Source organism: Bacillus pseudomycoides DSM 12442 (genome assembly GCF_000161455.1).
GTDB classification, from domain to species: domain Bacteria; phylum Bacillota; class Bacilli; order Bacillales; family Bacillaceae_G; genus Bacillus_A; species Bacillus_A pseudomycoides.
This window is the reverse complement of sequence record NZ_CM000745.1, coordinates 103,284-122,782: the sequence shown is the minus strand read 5'-3', so window position 1 is coordinate 122,782 and position 19,499 is coordinate 103,284. Positions and strand designations below refer to the sequence as shown.

Below are 19,499 nucleotides of genomic sequence, written 5' to 3'. Positions count from 1 at the left end.
GCGTNTTCTTTATAGGTGCATAGATATAATATAGAATCATAACGTTCAGTAGTTTAGCTTGAGGAGGATGTAAAATGTTTCGAATTGGACAAGGCTTTGATGTACATGAATTTGCAGAAGGTAGACCGTTAATTATCGGTGGAATTACGATTCCGCATGAAAAAGGTTTGTTAGGTCACTCAGATGCAGATGTACTATTACATACAATTGCTGATGCATGTTTAGGAGCAATTGCTGCAGGTGACATCGGAAAACATTTTCCAGATACAGATCCTGCCTTTAAGGATGCAGATTCAGCGGTGTTATTGCAAAAAGTTTGGGAGTTTGTGCGTGAACAAGGGTATGAGTTAGGTAATTTAGATTGTACAATTATTGCGCAGAAGCCGAAAATGGCACCACATATTGAAAATATGCGTAAGCGTATTAGTGAGTTATTAGAAACTTCTATAGGCAATATTAATGTGAAGGCAACAACAACTGAAAAATTAGGATTTACAGGAAGAGAAGAAGGGATTGCTTCTCAAGCAGTTGTATTATTACAGAAAAAATAGTTGTTTTTGATTCGTAAGATGGATAATCAGATTTTTTTGGTGTACAATTATAGAATGTGTTGACATTAAGAATGGAAGGTGTACCAATTATGGAAAAGCAAGTGAGAGTACGCTATGCGCCAAGTCCAACAGGACACTTACATATCGGAAATGCGCGTACGGCATTATTTAATTATTTATTTGCTCGTCATCAAGATGGCAAGTTTATTATTCGTATTGAAGATACTGATGTAAAACGTAATGTTGCTGGTGGTGAAGAAAGCCAATTAAAATACTTGAAATGGCTCGGTATGGACTGGGATGAAGGTGTTGATGTTGGTGGTGAATATGGACCATATCGTCAAACAGAACGTTTAGATATTTATAAAAAGTTATATGAAGATTTGCTAGAACGTGGTTTAGCTTATAAATGTTACATGACAGAAGAGGAATTAGAAGCAGAGCGTGAAGGACAAATTGCTCGTGGTGAAACACCTCGTTATGCAGGTAATCACCGTGATTTAACAGAAGAACAAATCAAGCAATTTGAAGCAGAAGGCCGCATTCCAAGTATTCGTTTCCGTGTACCAGCTGACCGCGACTACACGTTTAAGGATGTCGTAAAAGATGAAGTTGCTTTCCACTCAAATGACTTTGGTGATTTCGTTATTGTGAAAAAAGATGGTATTCCAACTTATAATTTTGCAGTAGCGGTAGATGATCATTTAATGGAAATCACACATGTTCTTCGTGGCGATGACCATATCTCTAACACACCGAAACAAATGATGATTTATGAAGCATTTGGATGGGATATCCCACAATTCGGTCATATGACATTAATCGTAAATGAGAGCCGTAAAAAATTAAGTAAACGTGATGAATCTATTATTCAATTTATTGAACAATATCAAGCGCTTGGATATCTTCCAGAAGCGATTTTTAACTTTATCGCATTACTTGGTTGGTCACCAGTAGGGGAGGAAGAAATCTTCTCTAAAGATGAGTTTATTGAAATGTTTGATGCGGCACGTTTATCAAAATCACCTGCATTATTCGATTCTCAAAAACTAAAATGGATGAACAATCAATATATGAAAAAGCAAGATCTAGATGCTGTTGTTGCATTAAGCTTACCGCATTTAGTGAAAGCTGGTCGTGTAAGTGAAAACTTAAGCGAACAAGAACAGGTTTGGGTTCGTGGTGTAATTGCTTTATACCATGAACAAATGAGCTTTGGAGCTGAAATTGTAGAGCTTTCTGAAATGTTCTTCAAAGATCATGTAGACTATGAAGAAGAAGGACAAGAAGTATTAAAAGGTGAACAAGTACCTGAAGTACTTCGTGCATTTGCAGCAGGATTAGAAGCTTTAGATGAAGTAGAACCAGCAGCAATTAAGAAGGCAATTAAAGCTGTTCAAAAAGAAACAGGTCATAAAGGCAAAAATTTATTTATGCCAATTCGTGTTGCAACTACGGGTCAAACACATGGCCCAGAACTTCCAAACGCAATTGCACTTCTTGGAAAAGAAAAAGTTTTAAATCGTATTCGTAAAGTAATTGGTTAACATTTGACGAATTTAGAAATATAATAAGAATACTTAAAAACCTAATAAGGGAAAGCGACGAGAAGGAGAAGTAGAAAATCAGGCTTTTTACAGAGAGAACCACCTTTTGGCTGGAAGTGGTTTATAAGTGGATTTTTGAAATGCCCCTTCGAGTCTTCTGCTGAACAACGAAGAGTTTCGGGACGTCATAAGGACGCAAAGTAAGCAGAAGCGGTATAAACCGTTATCATGGATGAGTTTGAGGCTTTATTTGAGCCTAAACAGAGTGGAACCGCGCTTATAAGGCGCCTCTGTCAATATGACAGAGGCGTCTTTTTTATACCATGTAAATAGGTATGGGTATCAGTTTTTGTACAGATGGATAAAGACTAGGTAACAAACAAGGAAGTTAGCGATAAAGTGAACCTTTAATCAGTGGGGCTTCATTCCTCACTAATTATTAGCCTTCACCAATTGGACCTTTACGGGTAATTCATCTCCAATCTAACTTCTTTTCTTTCACTGAATGATGAGGTGGAGGTAATACTGTCCACCAATAGCGGGGGAATCAGTTCACTCGGAATAGTAGTCCATAAAGGGGAGGGGACATCGATGTTTAAGAGGCTTCGAGAAGATATTGAAGTCGTTTTTGAACAAGATCCAGCGGCGCGAAGTTATTTCGAAGTCATTTTAACTTACTCTGGATTACATGCAGTTTGGGCACACCGAATTGCACACGCCTTTTATAAACGAAATTTTTTCTTTATTGCGCGTTGGATTTCACAAGTTAGTCGTTTTTTTACTGGTATCGAGATTCATCCAGGGGCCACAATTGGTCGCCGCTTTTTTATTGACCATGGTATGGGAGTTGTTATTGGGGAGACATGTGAAATTGGAGACAATGTAACCATTTATCAAGGAGTTACATTAGGTGGTACAGGGAAAGAAAAAGGAAAAAGGCATCCAACAATTCAAGATAATGTACTTATTGCAACTGGTGCGAAAGTACTCGGATCCATTACGGTTGGAGAGAATTCCAAAATTGGTGCAGGGTCCGTTGTGTTGAAAGAAGTTCCTGCGCATTCGACAGTTGTAGGTATACCTGGTCGTGTCGTAATTCAGAATGGAGTAAAGGTAGGTCAGGAATTAAACCATTCGGATCTTCCGGATCCAATTTTCGATAAATTGAAAGTGATGGAAGCTGAGCTTGAGAAATTAAAAAAGCAACTTGAAGTAAAAGTGGAAAGGAAGGATGAAAATGACTATTCACATTTATAATACGTTAACGCGTCAGAAAGAGGAGTTTGTTCCTTTAGAAGAAAATAAAGTGAAGATGTATGTATGCGGGCCGACAGTATACAACTATATTCATATTGGAAATGCAAGACCGCCTATGGTATTTGATACAGTGCGTCGCTACTTAGAATATAAAGGGTATGATGTACAATATGTTTCTAATTTTACGGATGTAGATGATAAATTAATTAAAGCAGCAAATGAGCTAGGAGAGGACGTTCCAACAATTGCAGATCGCTTTGTTGAAGCGTATTTTGAAGATGTAACTGCATTAGGTTGCAAGCACGCTACAGTTCACCCTCGTGTAACAGAAAATATGGATATCATTATTGAGTTTATTGAGGAACTTGTGAAAAAAGGATATGCATATGAATCAGAAGGAGATGTTTATTACAAAACGAAAGAATTTGAAGGCTACGGCAAATTGTCTCATCAACCAATTGCAGATTTGCGTCATGGTGCACGTATTGAAGTTGGAGAAAAGAAACAAGATCCACTTGACTTTGCATTATGGAAAGCTGCGAAAGAAGGAGAGATCTTCTGGGAGAGCCCTTGGGGGAAAGGTCGTCCGGGATGGCATATTGAATGCTCTGCAATGGCACGGAAATATTTGGGAGATACAATCGATATTCACGCTGGTGGTCAAGATTTAGCGTTCCCACATCATGAAAATGAGATTGCACAATCAGAAGCTTTGACTGGAAAAACATTTGCACGTTACTGGATGCATAATGGATATATTAATATTAACAATGAAAAAATGTCTAAATCATTAGGGAACTTCATTTTAGTTCACGATATTATTAAGCAATATAATCCGCAATTAATTCGCTTCTTTATGCTATCGGTTCACTATCGTCACCCAATTAACTTTAGTGAAGAATTATTACAGAATACGAATAATGGGTTAGAGCGTATTAAAACGGCATACGGTAATTTAAAACATCGCATGGAAAGCAGTACGGATTTAACGGATCATAACGAGAAGTGGTTAGCTGAAATGAAGAAATTCCAAGTTGCATTTGAAGCAGCGATGGATGATGATTTTAATACAGCAAACGCAGTAACAGAATTATATAACTTAGCAAACCATGCAAATCAATATTTACTAGAAGAACATACATCAAAAGCTGTGCTTGAGGCGTATGTAAAACAGTTTGAAACATTATTTGGCATCTTAGGATTAGAATTAACAAAAGAAGAATTACTTGATGAAGAGATTGAAGTGTTAATTCAAAAACGTATTGAAGCTCGTAAAAATCGTGATTTCGCATTATCAGATCAAATTCGCGATGATTTAAAAGAGCGCAATATTATTTTAGAAGATACAGCACAAGGTACAAGATGGAAAAGAGGATAAGCATGATTGATGCAAAGCAATTGAACAGCTTAGCGTTAGCCTATATGGGTGATGCGGTATATGAACAATATATCCGCTATCACCTCCTTCAAAAAGGAACAGTTCGTCCCAATCAACTACATCGTTTAGGGACAAGCTTTGTTTCAGCAAAGGCGCAGGCGAAAGTTGTTTATCATTTTTTAGAGACAGCATTTCTAACAGAGGAAGAAGAAGCGGTACTAAGAAGAGGACGTAATGCGAATTCTGGTACTGTTCCAAAAAATACGGATGTACAAACGTATCGCCATAGTACGGCCTTCGAGGCATTGCTCGGCTATCATTATTTATTGAACAATCGTGAACGATTAGAAGAGCTTGTATATAAAGCAATTGATGTATTAGAGGTAAAAGAAGGAGGCGCATCAACATGAGTAGTGAATACATTATCGGTCGTAACCCTGTAATTGAAGCGTTACGATCAGGGCGAGATATTAATAAGATTTGGATTGCAGAAGGTGCTGCCAAGGGACAAGTGCAAATTGTATTAGCGTTAGCGAAAGAGAATAAAATTATTTTACAGCATGCACCAAAGAAAAAATTAGATCAGCTTGTTGAAGGAAATCATCAAGGGGTGATTGCGCAAGTTGCGGCATATCAGTATGCGGAATTAGAAGATTTATTTGAGGTAGCTGCTAAGCGTAACGAAGATCCGTTCTTCTTAATTCTTGATGAAATTGAAGACCCACATAACCTAGGATCTATTATGCGTACAGCAGATGCAACGGGAGCGCATGGGATTATTATTCCAAAGCGCCGAGCAGTTGGATTAACGGCATCGGTTGCAAAGGCTTCAACAGGAGCAATTGAATACATTCCAGTTGCTCGTGTGACAAATTTATCACGAACAATTGATGAGTTAAAGGAACGTGGTCTTTGGATTGCGGGCACAGATGCAAAAGGGAAAACAGATTATCGCAACTTAGATGGCAATATGCCGATTGGGTTAGTAATTGGTAGTGAAGGGAAAGGTATGAGCCGTATTATTGGTGAAAAGTGTGATTTCCTTATTCATTTACCGATGGTTGGTAAAGTTACATCCTTAAATGCTTCAGTAGCTGCTAGTCTGCTAATGTACGAGGTATATCGCAAACGTCACCAAATTGGTGAGTAAAAATGGACGATATTTTAATCGTTGACGGTTATAACGTTATTGGGGCTTGGAGAGACTTGAAAAAATTGAGGGATGTAGACTTACAGGCATCAAGGGACGCGCTAATTGATAAGATGGCGGATTATCAGGGGTATACAGGAACAAGAGTAATGATTGTATTTGATGCTTATACAGTTCAAGGTATTGAGAAGAAGATGAAGCAATCGCGTGTTGAAGTTATTTTCACAAGGAGAAATCAAACTGCTGATGAAAAAATTGAACAGCTCGCGATTGAGCTTCGTAACATTAATACACAAATTTATGTTGCAACTTCCGATTATACAGAACAGTGGGTTATTTTTGCGCAAGGAGCACTTAGGAAATCAGCCCGTGAACTAGAGATAGAAGTACAGGCGGTGGAACAACAAGTGCGCCATCAAACGCGAGAGGTAAAAGATAAACAACCAGCTATGCGAACGATATTTAGCAAAGATATTACAGAAAAGTTAGAAAAATTAAGGCGAGGAGAGCGTTGAACCATTGACGCTCTTCAAGCGCTTACTGTATAATATTTCTAAATAAATAGCGGTCGGAGGGATCAGAGTGGAAACAGGCTTCGTAAGTACCAACAACGTTACGTTTCGCGATTTAGAGGATGAGGCAATAGTTGAGTTAGTTCGAAAAGGTAATATTGATGCTCTTGAATATTTAATTCACAAGTACAAGAACTTTGTTCGCGCAAAATCAAGATCGTATTTTTTAGTAGGTGCCGATCGGGAAGATATTGTTCAAGAAGGTATGATTGGATTGTTTAAAGCTATTCGTGATTATAAAGAGGACAAGCTCTCTTCTTTTAAAGCATTTGCTGAATTATGTATTACTCGTCAAATTATTACTGCTATTAAGACAGCAACGAGACAAAAACATATTCCTTTAAATTCATATGTTTCTTTAGACAAACCGATTTACGATGAGGAATCTGATCGTACGCTATTAGATGTTATTTCAGAAGCAAAGGTAACTGATCCTGAAGAGATGATTATTAGCCAGGAAGAATATACCGACATAGAACTAAAAATATCTGAATTATTAAGCGATTTAGAAAGGAAAGTCCTTTCTTTATACTTAGATGGTCGCTCTTATCAAGAAATCTCAGAACAGCTAAATAGACACGTAAAGTCTATTGATAACGCCCTGCAGCGTGTGAAAAGAAAACTTGAACGATATATGGAAATGAGAGAAAATACAACTTTAAACTCATAGTATATGTCGCAGGAGGTAAAGTGATTCTCCTGTTTTCTTTTTGTAAGGTAGTAAGCGGCATGTCATTGACATTGTCTTTTATTGTATGATACATTTTTAGGGACATAATGTTACAAGGTTGGTGTAACAAATGAGGAAAAAAGTTGTACTCTCATGTGAAGAGTGTAAGAATCGAAACTACTCCACAATGAAAGATACGAGCTCAGTAGAGCGACTTGAGATAAAGAAGTTTTGTAAAACATGCAATATGCATACAGTTCATAAGGAAACAAAATAAATAATCGAAACAATACACTGGAGGTCCCGTAAATGCGTTTGACGAACTTTTTCGGCGATGTAGGTCGCGAAATGAAAAAAGTAAGTTGGCCTAAGAAAGATGAATTACTCCGTTCAACAGCTACTGTTATTGCGACAGTTGTGTTTTTTGCAGTTTTCTTTGCAGTAGTTGACATGGGTATTTCTTCTTTAATTCGGTTAATTCTTGGTTAGTTCTTGAATAAGAAGCACTTATCCATGATATAATGTTATTTATACGAACTGTGTAAAAGCCCGATGAACGGGTTTTTTCATTTGCACAAAAAAATGTACGTCAGGGAGGGAAGGACGCTCGTCCTAAATGAATGGAAAAAAGTTGGTATGTTGTCCATACTTATTCTGGATATGAAAATAAAGTAAAAGCAAACCTAGAGAAACGTGTAGAATCAATGGGAATGCAAGATAAAATTTTCCGTGTTGTTGTTCCGGAAGAAGTAGAAGTAGAAATGAAAAACGGAAAAGAAAAGTTAACAAAAAGAAAAGTATTCCCAGGTTATGTATTAGTTGAACTAATTATGACTGATGATTCTTGGTATGTTGTTCGTAATACACCAGGCGTAACAGGTTTTGTTGGATCTTCTGGGTCAGGTTCAAAGCCATCTCCTTTATTAGAAGAGGAAGTTGTTACCATTATGAAGCATATGGGAATGGACAATGAAGTGGTTGATTTTGACTTTGAACTTCATGAAACAGTGCGTGTAAATGAAGGGCCATTCGCGAACTATACAGGCGCAATCGAAGAGATTGATATGGAAAAACAAAAAGTAAGAGTGCTTGTAGACATGTTTGGTCGTGAAACACCGGTCGAGCTGGATTTCCATCAAATTGAAAAATTATAAAATGAAACTTGAAATGAATTGTAAAAAGTGATAATATCTTTTAAGTCAGTACGTCTTCGGTAACGGAGACGTTTTTTGAAAAGATTTTATCGTACAGATAAAATAAAAGTGGGAGGGCAAATCACTGCCCAATTGACCACATCACGGACTTAAGGAGGTGTGTCTCGTGGCTAAAAAGGTAATTAAAATGGTAAAACTTCAAATTCCTGCAGGTAAAGCTAACCCAGCTCCACCAGTTGGTCCAGCATTAGGACAAGCGGGTGTTAATATCATGGGCTTCTGTAAAGAGTTCAACGCTCGTACAGCAGACCAAGCTGGTCTTATCATTCCTGTTGAAATTACGGTATTCGAAGACCGTTCATTCACTTTCATTACTAAAACTCCTCCTGCTGCTGTTCTTCTTAAGAAAGTAGCTGGTATCGAGTCTGGTTCTGGTGAACCAAACCGTAATAAAGTGGCAACTGTTAAGCGTGATAAAGTTCGCGAAATCGCTGAAACTAAAATGCCTGACCTAAACGCTGCTAGTGTAGAAGCTGCAATGCGTATGGTTGAAGGTACTGCACGCAGTATGGGCATCGTAATCGAAGACTAATTCGATTTGTTTTTTTGTAAAAAAGGTTGCGGGTCTGGAATTCCAATTCGCAACCTTTATTATCGTAAATGAGTATCGTTTTTAAATAAATGGATGGGCGCACATCCTCGGGGGTTCCCGGAATGAAGGCGTAAACGTGGGAGGTTATTCCGCTAAAACCACATTCAAGGAGGAAATAAACATGGCTAAAAGAGGTAAAAAGTACGTAGAAGCTGCGAAGCTTGTTGATCGTGCAACTGCTTACTCTGCAACAGAAGCAGTAGAATTAGTAAAGAAAACAAACACAGCTAAATTTGATGCAACTGTAGAAGCTGCATTTCGTTTAGGTGTTGACCCTAAGAAAGCTGACCAACAAATTCGTGGTGCAGTTGTTCTTCCACACGGTACTGGTAAAGTTCAACGTGTATTAGTATTCGCTAAAGGCGAAAAAGCAAAAGAAGCTGAAGCTGCTGGCGCTGACTTCGTAGGTGATACTGATTACATCGGCAAAATCCAACAAGGTTGGTTCGATTTCGATGTAGTAGTAGCAACTCCTGACATGATGGGTGAAGTTGGTAAACTTGGTCGTGTATTAGGACCTAAAGGTTTAATGCCGAACCCTAAAACTGGAACAGTTACTTTCGATGTAACAAAAGCTGTTAACGAAATCAAAGCTGGTAAAGTTGAATACCGCGTTGATAAAGCTGGTAACATCCATGTTCCAATCGGTAAAGTATCTTTCGAAGATGCTAAACTAGTAGAAAACTTCAAAACAATTGCTGACACGCTGTTAAAAGCTAAACCAGCTGCTGCAAAAGGTACTTACATGAAGAACGCAACTGTTGCTTCTACAATGGGACCTGGCGTACGTGTAGACGTTTCTACAATCGCGTAAAAATTGGAAGTTGACTTCATAAAGAAGTTTTAATATAATCATTTATGTTGTGAATTTAAATAGTGTACCGTAGACAGTGGGTGCCAACTTGGCTTAATTTCCCACCTAGGTGTTAATATACGAAACGGAATTTTTTCTGTGACTATATGCCTCCATGTCTACAATTGGGCATGGGGGTTTTTTAGTGCACTGTCGGTACATCTTCTATATAATCTACAGGAGGTGTAATAACATGAGCAAAGCAATCGAAACTAAACAACAAGTTGTAACTGAAATCGCTGAAAAACTTCGCGAAAGTAAATCTACAATCGTTGTTGACTACCGTGGTTTAACAGTTGCTGAAGCAACAGAATTACGTAAAAACTTACGTGAAGCTGGCGTTGAGTTCAAAGTTTACAAAAACTCTTTAACTCGTCGTGCTGCAGAATCTGTTGAAATGGCTGAGTTAAACGAATTCTTAACAGGACCAAACGCAATCGCGTTCAGTAACGAGGATGTAGTTGCTCCTGCGAAAGTATTAAACGACTTCGCTAAAGATCATGAAGCTTTAGAAATTAAAGCGGGCGTAATCGAAGGTAAACTTGTAACACTTGATGAGGTTAAAGCTATCGCTACTCTTCCATCTCGTGAAGGCTTACTTTCTATGCTTCTTAGCGTTCTTCAAGCTCCAATCCGTAACCTTGCACTTGCTACTAAAGCAGTTGCAGATCAAAAGGAAGAGCAAGGCGCTTAATTTTTTAAAAGATAATTACGTGTTATCGATAAAACAATACAAACCTATCTAAGGGAGGATATTTACAATGACTAAAGAACAAATCATTGAAGCAGTTAAATCTATGACTGTATTAGAACTTAACGACTTAGTAAAAGCTATCGAGGAAGAATTCGGCGTAACTGCTGCTGCTCCTGTAGCTGTTGTTGGTGGCGCTGGTGAAGCTGCTGCTGAGAAAACTGAATTTGACGTAGTACTTGAAAGTGCTGGCGCGCAAAAAATCAAAGTTATCAAAGTTGTTCGTGAAATCACTGGTCTTGGCTTAAAAGAAGCTAAAGAATTAGTTGACAACACACCAAAAGCAATCAAAGAAGGCGCTTCTAAAGAAGAAGCTGAAGAAATGAAAGCTAAACTTGAAGAAGTTGGCGCTGCTGTAGAAGTTAAGTAATTAACTTTTGAAGCTTAAAAAAAGCTCGCTCTTATGCGGGCTTTTTTTTTAACTGTAAAGAAAAGAGGTGGCCATATGGCAGACCATTATTTTTCTAATGACCCTTCGAGCAAAAGTGATCGTAAACGATGGGAATATACATTGCGAGGATCTCAATTTGCTTTTTTATCTGACCATGGGGTGTTTTCGAAAAACGAGGTGGACTTTGGTTCTCGTCTTTTAATTGAAGCTTTTCAAATGCCGGATATTAAAGGTGACGTATTAGACGTGGGATGTGGATACGGTCCAATCGGTTTGTCGTTAGCGAAAGAGTTTCAAGAGCGTAGTGTTCACATGGTGGATGTGAACGAAAGGGCACTTGGACTTGCAAAAGAAAATGCTGCTAATAACAAAGTTGAAAACGTTCGTATTTTTCAAAGTAGTGTCTATGAAAATGTAGATGGCAAGTATGCTGCTATTCTATCTAATCCTCCAATTCGTGCTGGTAAGCATATCGTGCATGAGATTTTAGAAAAAGCTGCCATTCATCTAGTGTCGGGTGGAGAGCTTTGGATTGTTATTCAAAAGAAACAAGGTGCACCATCTGCGCTTAAAAAACTAGAGGAAACATTTTCTGAAGTTGAAGTTGTAGAAAAGAAAAAAGGATATTATATCATAAAATCAAAAAAACGTTGACGGTTATTTTTGGCTATGTTAACATTATACAATGCCAATATATGATTTTCTGCGTTGAGAACGATGTATATTTTTGCTTCTCTTGGAAAAGATAGTAAAATCAGCAGATGATGAAACAGAATGATGGTTTTCTTATAGAAGCCATTTTTCTTTTTTGAGCAGGTAGAAAGACTCAACGTATCTATCTTTGAGAGAAAAAAGCTGCGCTACTGGCGTTAGCTATATTTATTTGTGATTTTGCACAATTTTTTTGTGCATTTATAATACTCATGATTTGAGGGGTGAAGCAGTTGACAGGTCAACTAGTTCAATACGGACGCCACCGCCAACGAAGAAGTTATGCCCGTATTAGTGAAGTATTAGAGTTACCAAATCTTATCGAAATTCAAACCTCTTCTTATCAGTGGTTTCTTGATGAGGGTTTGCGAGAAATGTTCCAAGACATTTCTCCGATTGAAGACTTTACGGGAAATCTATCGCTTGAATTTATCGACTACAGCTTAGGTGAACCTAAATACTCTGTAGAAGAATGTAAAGAGCGTGATGTGACGTATGCAGCACCACTTCGTGTGAAAGTTCGTCTAATCAATAAGGAAACTGGTGAAGTAAAAGAACAGGATGTGTTCATGGGAGATTTCCCACTCATGACAGAGACAGGAACATTCGTAATTAACGGTGCAGAACGTGTTATCGTTTCCCAGTTAGTTCGCTCTCCAAGCGTATACTATAGTGGCAAAGTGGATAAAAACGGAAAACGTGGTTTTACTGCTACTGTAATTCCAAACCGCGGAGCTTGGTTAGAGTATGAAACAGATGCTAAGGATGTTGTATATGTGCGTATCGACCGTACGCGTAAACTTCCTGTAACTGTTTTGTTACGCGCATTAGGGTTTGGCTCTGATCAAGAAATCACCGAGCTTTTAGGTGATAACGAATACTTAAGCAATACGCTAGAAAAAGACAACACAGATAGCACAGAAAAAGCATTGCTTGAAATTTATGAGCGTCTACGCCCAGGTGAACCACCAACAGTAGAAAATGCGAAAAGCTTGCTTGTTTCTCGCTTCTTTGATCCGAAGCGCTACGATTTAGCAAATGTAGGTCGTTACAAGATCAACAAAAAGTTACACATTAAAAACAGATTGTTTAACCAACGCTTAGCTGAAACATTAGTAGATCCAGAAACTGGAGAAATTTTAGCAGCAGAAGGAACAATCTTAGACCGTCGTACACTAGATCGCATTTTACCTTACTTAGAGAAAAACATTGGATTCAAGACAGCGAAACCAATGGGTGGAGTGGTAGAAGGCGATGTTGAGCTGCAATCGATTAAGATTTATGCTCCAGAGTCAGACGGTGAACGTTCTATCAATGTAATTGGGAATGCAAATATCACTCGTGACGTAAAACACATCACACCAGGTGATATCCTTGCTTCTATTAGCTACTTCTTTAACTTACTATACAAAGTAGGGGATACAGATGATATTGACCATTTAGGAAACCGTCGTCTTCGTTCTGTAGGGGAGTTATTACAAAACCAATTCCGTATCGGCCTTTCTCGTATGGAACGTGTTGTTCGTGAGAGAATGTCGATTCAAGATACAAATGCAATTACACCGCAAGCGTTAATTAACATTCGTCCGGTTATTGCATCTATTAAAGAGTTCTTCGGAAGTTCTCAGTTATCTCAGTTCATGGACCAAACAAACCCATTAGCAGAGTTAACACACAAACGAAGACTATCTGCATTAGGACCTGGTGGTTTAACGCGTGAGCGTGCAGGCTTTGAAGTACGTGACGTTCACTACTCTCACTATGGTCGTATGTGTCCAATCGAAACGCCAGAGGGACCAAACATCGGTTTGATCAACTCATTATCTTCATTCGCGAAAGTAAATGAGTTTGGTTTCATTGAAACACCATACCGTCGTGTTGATCCAGAAACTGGACGTGTAACGGGCCATGTTGATTACTTAACAGCAGATGAAGAAGATAACTATGTTGTAGCCCAAGCGAACATGAAATTATCTGAAGAAGGAGAATTCCTTGATGAAGATATCGTAGCTCGTTTCCGTGGTGAAAACATTGTCACAAATAAAGAACGTATCGATTACATGGATGTATCTCCAAAACAAGTAGTGTCCGCAGCGACAGCTTGTATTCCGTTCTTAGAAAACGATGACTCCAACCGTGCACTTATGGGTGCGAACATGCAACGTCAGGCGGTTCCGTTAATGAATCCGGAATCTCCGATTGTAGGTACAGGTATGGAGTACGTATCAGCAAAAGACTCAGGAGCTGCAGTAATCTGTAAACATCCTGGTACTGTTGAGCGCGTAGAAGCACGTGAAGTTTGGGTACGTCGCTATGTAGAAGTTGACGGTCAAAAAGTAAAAGGCGATTTAGATCGCTACAAAATGTTGAAATTCATTCGTTCTAACCAAGGAACTTGTTACAATCAACGTCCAATTGTAAGTGTTGGAGATCAAGTTGTAAAAGGTGAAATCCTTGCGGATGGTCCTTCTATGGAAAAAGGTGAACTAGCACTTGGACGTAACGTGCTTGTTGGCTTTATGACATGGGATGGTTATAACTACGAGGATGCAATCATCATGAGTGAGCGCCTTGTAAAAGATGATGTGTACACTTCTATCCATATTGAAGAATATGAATCAGAAGCTCGTGATACGAAGCTTGGACCAGAAGAAATTACACGTGATATCCCGAATGTTGGGGAAGATGCACTTCGTAATCTTGACGAGCGCGGTATTATTCGCGTCGGTGCTGAAGTAAAAGATGGAGATCTACTTGTTGGTAAAGTAACGCCAAAAGGTGTAACAGAATTAACAGCAGAAGAACGTCTATTACATGCAATCTTCGGTGAAAAAGCGCGTGAAGTACGTGATACATCACTACGTGTACCACATGGTGGTGGCGGTATTATCTTAGATGTAAAAGTATTCAACCGTGAAGATGGCGATGAATTGCCACCAGGTGTGAACCAACTTGTACGTGCATATATCGTTCAAAAACGTAAAATTTCTGAAGGTGACAAGATGGCCGGTCGTCATGGTAACAAAGGTGTTATCTCTCGCATTTTACCAGAAGAAGATATGCCTTACTTACCAGATGGCACGCCAATTGATATCATGTTGAACCCATTAGGGGTACCATCTCGTATGAATATCGGTCAGGTATTAGAGCTTCATCTTGGTATGGCAGCAAGATACCTTGGCATCCATATTGCAACGCCAGTATTCGATGGTGCTCGTGAGGAAGACGTATGGGGTACAATCGAAGAAGCTGGTATGGCAAATGATGCGAAAACAATCCTTTATGATGGACGTACTGGTGAACCATTCGACAATCGCGTATCTGTTGGTGTCATGTACATGATCAAACTTGCGCACATGGTTGACGATAAACTTCATGCTCGTTCTACTGGACCATACTCACTTGTAACGCAGCAACCTCTTGGAGGTAAAGCTCAGTTCGGTGGACAGCGTTTCGGTGAGATGGAGGTTTGGGCACTTGAAGCTTACGGTGCTGCTTATACTCTTCAAGAAATCTTAACAGTGAAGTCTGATGATGTTGTTGGACGTGTTAAGACGTACGAAGCAATTGTTAAAGGTGAAAATGTTCCAGAACCAGGCGTTCCAGAATCATTCAAAGTATTGATTAAAGAACTGCAAAGTTTAGGTATGGACGTTAAAATGATGTCTAGTGACGATACAGAAATTGAGATGCGTGATACGGAAGATGATGATCATCAATCAGCAGACAAATTGAATATCGAAGTTGAGACAACTAAGGAATAATTGGGATAACCTGTAGACTAAAAGGGAGGTAGGCCCCTTGATAGATGTAAATAACTTTGAATATATGAAGATTGGACTTGCTTCACCTGACAAGATTCGTTCTTGGTCATACGGTGAAGTTAAGAAACCAGAAACGATTAACTATCGTACGTTAAAGCCTGAAAAAGATGGCTTGTTCTGTGAGCGTATTTTCGGACCACAAAAGGACTGGGAATGTCATTGCGGAAAATATAAACGTGTACGTTATAAAGGTGTAGTTTGTGATCGATGTGGCGTTGAAGTAACGCGTGCAAAAGTTCGTCGTGAACGTATGGGCCATATCGAATTAGCTGCTCCTGTATCTCATATTTGGTATTTCAAAGGTATCCCGAGCCGCATGGGACTTGTCTTAGACATGTCCCCTCGCGCGCTTGAAGAAGTAATTTATTTCGCTTCTTATGTTGTAACAGAAAGTGGAGATACACCACTTGATAAGAAGCAATTACTTTCTGAAAAAGAATACCGTGCATATCGTGATCGATATGGCAGCACATTCCAAGCTGCTATGGGTGCAGAAGCAATTAAGAAGCTATTACAAGACATCGATTTAGATAAAGAAGTAGACTTCTTAAAAGAAGAATTAAAAACAGCACAAGGACAACGCCGTACTCGTGCTATTAAACGTCTAGAAGTATTAGAAGCATTCCGTAACTCTGGTAATGAGCCATCTTGGATGATCTTAGATGTTCTTCCAGTTATCCCGCCAGAACTACGCCCAATGGTACAGTTAGATGGTGGACGTTTTGCAACTTCTGACTTAAATGATTTATATCGTCGTGTAATTAACCGTAATAATCGTTTAAAACGTCTATTGGACTTAGGTGCACCAAGCATCATCGTTCAAAACGAAAAACGTATGTTACAAGAAGCTGTAGACGCATTAATCGATAATGGTCGTCGTGGCCGTCCAGTTACTGGACCAGGTAACCGCCCATTAAAATCACTATCTCACATGCTTAAAGGTAAACAAGGACGTTTCCGTCAAAACTTATTAGGTAAACGTGTTGACTACTCTGGCCGTTCTGTAATCGTTGTAGGACCGAACTTAAAGATGTATCAATGTGGATTACCGAAAGAGATGGCGCTTGAACTGTTCAAACCTTTCGTTATGAAAGATTTAGTGGAAAAAGGATTAGCACACAACATTAAGAGTGCGAAGCGTAAAATCGAGCGTGTACAACCTGAAGTTTGGGATGTTTTAGAATCTGTGATTAAAGAACACCCTGTACTTCTAAACCGTGCTCCAACGCTTCACCGTCTTGGTATCCAGGCGTTCGAACCTACATTAGTAGAAGGACGCGCAATCCGTCTTCATCCACTTGTATGTACTGCATACAACGCGGACTTTGATGGTGACCAAATGGCGGTTCACGTTCCGTTATCATCAGAAGCTCAAGCGGAAGCTCGTCTTCTTATGTTAGCGGCACAAAACATCTTGAACCCGAAAGATGGAAAACCAGTTGTTACTCCATCTCAGGATATGGTATTAGGTAACTACTACTTAACACTTGAGCGCGAGGGTGCAATTGGTGAAGGTATGGTGTTCAAAGATGCAAATGAAGCATTGCTTGCATATCAAAATGGATATGTACATCTGCACACACGTGTTGCAGTTGCTGCAAGTTCAGTAAACAACGAAACATTTACTGAAGAGCAAAAGAGCAAACTGCTATTAACAACAGTTGGTAAATTAATGTTTAACGAAATCTTACCGAAGTCGTTCCCTTATATTAACGAACCGACAAATTCAAACCTTGAAAAAGAAACACCAGCGAAGTATTTCGTTGAAAAAGGTGCGAACATTAAAGAGATTATCGCTAGTCGTGAAGAAGTGGCGCCATTTAGCAAGAAAATCCTTGGAAATATCATTGCGGAAGTATTTAAACGTTTCCAAATTACGGAAACATCTCGTATGCTTGATCGCATGAAAAACTTAGGATTTAAATATTCTACAAAAGCTGGTATTACAGTTGGGGTAGCGGATATTCTTGTATTAGGTGAAAAAGATGAAATTCTCCACGAAGCACAAGCAAAAGTGGATAATGTAATTAAACAATTCCGTCGCGGTTTAATCACGGAAGAAGAACGTTACGATCGTGTTATCTCTATTTGGAGTAATGCGAAAGATGTTATCCAAGGAAAACTGATGAAATCCTTGAATAAGCGCAATCCAATCTTCATGATGAGTGATTCTGGTGCCCGTGGTAACGCATCGAACTTTACTCAGCTTGCTGGTATGCGTGGTTTGATGGCAAACCCATCTGGTCGTATCATTGAACTTCCAATCAAATCAAGTTTCCGTGAAGGTTTAACAGTACTTGAGTACTTCATCTCTACGCATGGTGCGCGTAAAGGTCTTGCCGATACAGCACTTAAAACTGCCGATTCTGGTTACTTAACACGTCGTCTTGTAGACGTTGCACAAGATGTAATTGTCCGTGAAGATGATTGTGGAACAGATCGTGGTTTACTAATTGGTGCGATTAAAGAGGGTAATGAAGTTATTGAGTCATTATATGACCGTCTTGTTGGACGTTTTGCAAGAAAAACTGTAAAACATCCTGAAACAGGTGAAGTATTAGTTGGTGAAAACCAATTAATTACTGAAGATATCGCTCATATCGTTGAAAATTCGGGTGTTGAAACTGTAAACATTCGTTCAGCGTTTACATGTAATACTCGCCATGGTGTATGTAAGAAGTGTTACGGTCGTAACTTAGCAACTGGTACAGACGTAGAAGTAGGAGAGGCGGTAGGTATTATCGCAGCTCAATCTATCGGTGAGCCAGGTACACAGTTAACGATGCGTACGTTCCATACAGGTGGGGTTGCCGGGGATGATATCACACAAGGTTTACCTCGTATTCAAGAGATCTTCGAAGCTCGTAATCCGAAAGGTCAGGCAGTTATCAGTGAAATCGACGGTGTTATCGCAGCGATCAACGATGTTAAAGATCGTCAAGAAGTAGTTGTACAGGGTGAAGTTGAAGCTCGTACGTATGCTATTCCTTACGGTGCTCGTCTGAAAGTAACTCCAGGACAGCCTATCAGTCACGGAAAAGAGTTAACAGAAGGTTCTATTGATCCGAAAGAATTATTAAAAGTAACTGATATTACAGCAGTTCAAGAATACTTACTACGTGAAGTTCAAAAAGTATACCGTATGCAAGGGGTAGAAATTGGTGATAAGCACGTAGAAGTAATGGTTCGCCAAATGCTTCGTAAAGTTCGCGTAAGCGATGCTGGTGAAACAGATGTATTACCAGGAACGTTACTAGACATCCATCAGTTCACTGATGCGAATGCGAAGGTGTTACTATTAGGTAAACAACCAGCAACGGCTAGACCGGTTCTTCTTGGTATTACAAAAGCTTCACTAGAAACAGATTCATTCTTATCTGCAGCATCGTTCCAAGAAACAACTCGTGTTCTAACAGATGCAGCAATTAAAGGAAAACGTGATGAACTTCTAGGATTGAAAGAGAATGTTATTATCGGTAAACTTGTTCCTGCTGGAACAGGTATGAATCGTTATCGCAAAGTGGATCTTGTGAAAACAACACAAGATGACATGAATGTAGAAAACGATGAAGTTTATGTGGAACAGTAAAATTTTCCGTCGTAAATTTTGTATAAAAACAGATAATCCTAGTTGACATTATATGAGTCAAAATGTTACTATAAGCAAGGTTGCTCCTGAACGATGCTTTGGAGGATATGTATATGTCTTATCAAAAAGTGTCAACTGCTGAAAATGTAGTCGTTGGTCATAAACGAACATTGGAAGCAATCAAAAATGGTACAGTTAAAGAAGTTGTCATTGCAGAAGATGCTGACATGCGGTTAACCCATGTTATTACTCGTACTGCATTGCAATATAACGTACCCATAACCAAAGTTGAATCAATTCGTAAACTTGGAAAAGTTTCGGGGATTCAAGTGGGAGCTTCAGCAATAGGAATAATAAGTTAAAACTGTTTTTGTGAGGAGAGAGCATTTGCTCTTCCTTGCAAAAACTTTGTTTTCAACTAATAATGAACCACCTGGATATGTGGTCAT

Annotated in this window: 19 protein-coding genes and 2 other annotated features; all 19 genes read left to right on the top strand. The window is 39.0% G+C overall.

Annotated elements, in window-relative coordinates; all coding sequences use genetic code 11:
* The first annotated feature begins 74 nt into the window (after nt 1–74).
* Nucleotides 75–551 carry a 2-C-methyl-D-erythritol 2,4-cyclodiphosphate synthase gene (gene ispF, locus BPMYX0001_RS00710; RefSeq protein WP_003205484.1) on the top strand — a complete coding sequence of 159 codons (477 nt, stop codon included), beginning with the start codon at nt 75–77 and terminating at the stop codon, nt 549–551.
* 89 nt (nt 552–640) lie between these two features.
* Nucleotides 641–2,098 (top strand): glutamate--tRNA ligase, encoded by a 1,458-nt coding sequence (gene gltX / locus BPMYX0001_RS00705; protein WP_018767352.1) that lies wholly within the window; start codon nt 641–643, stop codon nt 2,096–2,098.
* A 48-nt stretch (nt 2,099–2,146) separates the two neighbouring features.
* Nucleotides 2,147–2,393 (top strand) — a binding site (T-box leader).
* A gap of 296 nt (nt 2,394–2,689) precedes the next feature.
* A complete protein-coding gene (gene cysE / locus BPMYX0001_RS00700) occupies nt 2,690–3,355 on the top strand; it encodes a serine O-acetyltransferase (RefSeq protein ID WP_003194315.1) in 666 nt (221 codons plus the stop codon).
* Nucleotides 3,336–4,733: a cysteine--tRNA ligase gene (gene cysS / locus BPMYX0001_RS00695; protein WP_018767351.1), complete on the top strand. Its 1,398-nt coding sequence runs from the start codon at nt 3,336–3,338 to the stop codon at nt 4,731–4,733. Before cysE ends, cysS begins: the two co-directional genes overlap by 20 nt.
* A 2-nt stretch (nt 4,734–4,735) precedes the next feature.
* Nucleotides 4,736–5,143, top strand: a complete 408-nt coding sequence (locus tag BPMYX0001_RS00690) for a Mini-ribonuclease 3 (RefSeq protein WP_003205491.1) — start codon at nt 4,736–4,738, stop codon at nt 5,141–5,143.
* Nucleotides 5,140–5,883 (top strand): 23S rRNA (guanosine(2251)-2'-O)-methyltransferase RlmB, encoded by a 744-nt coding sequence (gene rlmB, locus BPMYX0001_RS00685; RefSeq protein WP_003194319.1) that lies wholly within the window; start codon nt 5,140–5,142, stop codon nt 5,881–5,883. Before BPMYX0001_RS00690 ends, rlmB begins: the two co-directional genes overlap by 4 nt.
* 2 nt (nt 5,884–5,885) lie before the next feature.
* Nucleotides 5,886–6,398 carry an NYN domain-containing protein gene (locus BPMYX0001_RS00680; RefSeq protein WP_006093115.1) on the top strand — a complete coding sequence of 171 codons (513 nt, stop codon included), beginning with the start codon at nt 5,886–5,888 and terminating at the stop codon, nt 6,396–6,398.
* 67 nt (nt 6,399–6,465) lie between these two features.
* Complete coding sequence (locus BPMYX0001_RS00675) at nt 6,466–7,125, top strand: RNA polymerase factor sigma-70 (RefSeq protein WP_003194323.1); 660 nt, start codon at nt 6,466–6,468, stop codon at nt 7,123–7,125.
* Between the two features lie 130 nt (nt 7,126–7,255).
* Nucleotides 7,256–7,402 (top strand): 50S ribosomal protein L33, encoded by a 147-nt coding sequence (gene rpmG, locus BPMYX0001_RS29985; RefSeq protein ID WP_002055487.1) that lies wholly within the window; start codon nt 7,256–7,258, stop codon nt 7,400–7,402.
* Between the two features lie 32 nt (nt 7,403–7,434).
* A complete protein-coding gene (gene secE / locus BPMYX0001_RS00670) occupies nt 7,435–7,614 on the top strand; it encodes a preprotein translocase subunit SecE (RefSeq protein WP_003194325.1) in 180 nt (59 codons plus the stop codon).
* A gap of 131 nt (nt 7,615–7,745) precedes the next feature.
* Nucleotides 7,746–8,279: a transcription termination/antitermination protein NusG gene (gene nusG / locus BPMYX0001_RS00665; RefSeq protein WP_000415795.1), complete on the top strand. Its 534-nt coding sequence runs from the start codon at nt 7,746–7,748 to the stop codon at nt 8,277–8,279.
* Between the two features lie 166 nt (nt 8,280–8,445).
* On the top strand, nt 8,446–8,871 hold the full coding sequence (gene rplK / locus BPMYX0001_RS00660; protein ID WP_001085872.1) for a 50S ribosomal protein L11: 426 nt from the start codon (nt 8,446–8,448) through the stop codon (nt 8,869–8,871).
* A gap of 181 nt (nt 8,872–9,052) precedes the next feature.
* A complete protein-coding gene (rplA, locus tag BPMYX0001_RS00655) occupies nt 9,053–9,745 on the top strand; it encodes a 50S ribosomal protein L1 (RefSeq protein ID WP_003205496.1) in 693 nt (230 codons plus the stop codon).
* Nucleotides 9,746–9,794: 49 nt separating this feature from the next.
* Nucleotides 9,795–9,937: a sequence feature (ribosomal protein L10 leader region), on the top strand.
* 40 nt (nt 9,938–9,977) lie between these two features.
* Nucleotides 9,978–10,478: a 50S ribosomal protein L10 gene (gene rplJ, locus BPMYX0001_RS00650; protein WP_006093114.1), complete on the top strand. Its 501-nt coding sequence runs from the start codon at nt 9,978–9,980 to the stop codon at nt 10,476–10,478.
* A gap of 67 nt (nt 10,479–10,545) precedes the next feature.
* Nucleotides 10,546–10,905, top strand: coding sequence for a 50S ribosomal protein L7/L12 (rplL, locus tag BPMYX0001_RS00645; RefSeq protein ID WP_006093113.1), 360 nt, complete (start codon nt 10,546–10,548; stop codon nt 10,903–10,905).
* A 75-nt stretch (nt 10,906–10,980) separates the two neighbouring features.
* Nucleotides 10,981–11,580 carry a class I SAM-dependent methyltransferase gene (locus BPMYX0001_RS00640; protein ID WP_018767349.1) on the top strand — a complete coding sequence of 200 codons (600 nt, stop codon included), beginning with the start codon at nt 10,981–10,983 and terminating at the stop codon, nt 11,578–11,580.
* Between the two features lie 290 nt (nt 11,581–11,870).
* Nucleotides 11,871–15,401: a DNA-directed RNA polymerase subunit beta gene (rpoB, locus tag BPMYX0001_RS00635; protein ID WP_018767348.1), complete on the top strand. Its 3,531-nt coding sequence runs from the start codon at nt 11,871–11,873 to the stop codon at nt 15,399–15,401.
* A gap of 37 nt (nt 15,402–15,438) precedes the next feature.
* Complete coding sequence (gene rpoC, locus BPMYX0001_RS00630) at nt 15,439–19,050, top strand: DNA-directed RNA polymerase subunit beta' (protein ID WP_003194339.1); 3,612 nt, start codon at nt 15,439–15,441, stop codon at nt 19,048–19,050.
* Between the two features lie 113 nt (nt 19,051–19,163).
* Complete coding sequence (locus tag BPMYX0001_RS00625) at nt 19,164–19,412, top strand: 50S ribosomal protein L7ae-like protein (RefSeq protein ID WP_016116949.1); 249 nt, start codon at nt 19,164–19,166, stop codon at nt 19,410–19,412.
* Nucleotides 19,413–19,499: the final 87 nt, after the last annotated feature.

Excerpts from the sequence above, each read along its gene's own strand:
- ispF (WP_003205484.1), top strand. The coding sequence starts at position 75 with ATGTTTCGAATTGGACAAGGCTTTGATGTACATGAATTTGCAGAAGGT.
- gltX (WP_018767352.1), top strand. The coding sequence starts at position 641 with ATGGAAAAGCAAGTGAGAGTACGCTATGCGCCAAGTCCAACAGGACAC.
- cysE (WP_003194315.1), top strand. The coding sequence starts at position 2,690 with ATGTTTAAGAGGCTTCGAGAAGATATTGAAGTCGTTTTTGAACAAGAT.
- cysS (WP_018767351.1), top strand. The coding sequence starts at position 3,336 with ATGACTATTCACATTTATAATACGTTAACGCGTCAGAAAGAGGAGTTT.
- BPMYX0001_RS00690 (WP_003205491.1), top strand. The coding sequence starts at position 4,736 with ATGATTGATGCAAAGCAATTGAACAGCTTAGCGTTAGCCTATATGGGT.
- rlmB (WP_003194319.1), top strand. The coding sequence starts at position 5,140 with ATGAGTAGTGAATACATTATCGGTCGTAACCCTGTAATTGAAGCGTTA.
- BPMYX0001_RS00680 (WP_006093115.1), top strand. The coding sequence starts at position 5,886 with ATGGACGATATTTTAATCGTTGACGGTTATAACGTTATTGGGGCTTGG.
- rpmG (WP_002055487.1), top strand. The coding sequence starts at position 7,256 with ATGAGGAAAAAAGTTGTACTCTCATGTGAAGAGTGTAAGAATCGAAAC.
- secE (WP_003194325.1), top strand. The coding sequence starts at position 7,435 with ATGCGTTTGACGAACTTTTTCGGCGATGTAGGTCGCGAAATGAAAAAA.
- nusG (WP_000415795.1), top strand. The coding sequence starts at position 7,746 with ATGGAAAAAAGTTGGTATGTTGTCCATACTTATTCTGGATATGAAAAT.
- rplA (WP_003205496.1), top strand. The coding sequence starts at position 9,053 with ATGGCTAAAAGAGGTAAAAAGTACGTAGAAGCTGCGAAGCTTGTTGAT.
- rplJ (WP_006093114.1), top strand. The coding sequence starts at position 9,978 with ATGAGCAAAGCAATCGAAACTAAACAACAAGTTGTAACTGAAATCGCT.
- rplL (WP_006093113.1), top strand. The coding sequence starts at position 10,546 with ATGACTAAAGAACAAATCATTGAAGCAGTTAAATCTATGACTGTATTA.
- BPMYX0001_RS00640 (WP_018767349.1), top strand. The coding sequence starts at position 10,981 with ATGGCAGACCATTATTTTTCTAATGACCCTTCGAGCAAAAGTGATCGT.
- BPMYX0001_RS00625 (WP_016116949.1), top strand. The coding sequence starts at position 19,164 with ATGTCTTATCAAAAAGTGTCAACTGCTGAAAATGTAGTCGTTGGTCAT.